General features: G+C 56.3%; 2 protein-coding genes. Both read left to right on the top strand.

The window, feature by feature from the left end; all coding sequences use genetic code 11:
- Positions 1-133 precede the first annotated feature (133 nt).
- Positions 134-616: a hypothetical protein gene (locus E8D38_RS27760; RefSeq protein ID WP_140637511.1), complete on the top strand. Its 483-nt coding sequence runs from the start codon at positions 134-136 to the stop codon at positions 614-616.
- A 77-nt stretch (positions 617-693) separates the two neighbouring features.
- Positions 694-1,083 carry a hypothetical protein gene (locus tag E8D38_RS27755; protein ID WP_140637509.1) on the top strand — a complete coding sequence of 130 codons (390 nt, stop codon included), beginning with the start codon at positions 694-696 and terminating at the stop codon, positions 1,081-1,083.
- Positions 1,084-1,269 lie beyond the last annotated feature (186 nt).

The following is a 1,269-nucleotide window of genomic DNA, read 5'->3' as shown; positions in this document are numbered from 1 at the left end:
GACGTTGCGTCGTATGCCGTCATCTAACCCCGCCATCGAGCGGACCCACAACGGCGAGGTGCGGTTGCGCGCTTTGGCCACACTGAGCGCGCCGTTGCGGCCCGCTCATGTCGAACGTTAGGCATCAGCGGCCATGCCAAGCTATTCCTTGATTAAGGCAACCCCGCCGCATCCACGCGGCATCGAGTGCCAATTCTTTTTGGTCGAGCCTGCGCAGGCAGGCCGCCGAAGGATCTTGGTGGTTTCAATCAGCGGCGAGTATCCAGATGGTTCGCTAGGAAACGCGCACGGCGCGTACATGGCCAGTATGGCGCTCCACGGAATTCATGCCTTGGATGCTGACGGTTTGATCCTTGATCTCCGCGGCCTTGCCTATCGATGGGGCAACACGCTACTCAAGGTCTTCCAAGATGTTTCGCAGTTCAAGGACGCCGGAGCCGAGCCAAATGAGCCAAGGTTCCCGGTAGCCGTCGTAACCTCAGAGAAATGCCGCTCTGCGTTCTTATCTCTCGTAACACCCACAGATCAGGCGCCCCCTGAGTGGCACTTCGATGATATGGACCAGGCCATCGAGTGCAGCCTCAAGAAGGTTGAAGAATGGTTCGCTTACGTCTGATGCCTAACCCTTCCATCGAGAGGACGCTGCCCGGCAAGCCGGGCAGCGCCTCTCATGTCAAACGTTAGGCGTCAGAAATGAACCGTCTGCAAGTTCTCGAACGCCTGAAACTCGGTCGAGTGGTAGAAGCTGAAGTACGCGCAGGTCCACAAGGGCGACGCGCGTTCATAGAGGTTCACCCACTCATCGATGAAACCGTCTCGGAGCTTAGAGTCTCAGAATCCTCGATCGAACCACTGCTTTCTCGATCAACTCCGAATACGAATGTTGTCACCGGTTATCGACTCAGGTTGTGCATCTTGAACTCTGGATGGGAGGAGACCCCAGATGATTGGGATCACTTCATTCACATGCAAGATTGGTCGAACTTCAATTCACTTGCTGAGCTTGAAATGGCTCTTTCTGAGCGCTTCTCTATCGGGTTAGAAGAGCTGCAGATTCCGGGGAAAACGGAGTCACCGCTGTGACGCCTAACCCTTCCATCGAGAGGACGTCACAAGGGCTACGCCCTTGCGCCGCCTCTCATGTCAAACGTTAGGCCATATGAACGTGAGCGTGACCTACGACATCTGCCCCAAATGCCACACCAAGTTCGAGGTCCGTGGCAACCGCGCTCATCCAGCCGTCTTCTCTGAGCTTGTGTCGGGCACGCC

The organism is Methylibium rhizosphaerae (genome assembly GCF_006386545.1).
Lineage (GTDB): Bacteria > Pseudomonadota > Gammaproteobacteria > Burkholderiales > Burkholderiaceae_C > Pseudorivibacter > Pseudorivibacter rhizosphaerae.
This window is presented reverse-complemented; position numbering and strand designations above follow the sequence as displayed.

Coding starts and splice junctions, on each gene's coding strand:
- E8D38_RS27760 (WP_140637511.1), top strand. CDS start 134: ATGCCAAGCTATTCCTTGATTAAGGCAACCCCGCCGCATCCACGCGGC.
- E8D38_RS27755 (WP_140637509.1), top strand. CDS start 694: ATGAACCGTCTGCAAGTTCTCGAACGCCTGAAACTCGGTCGAGTGGTA.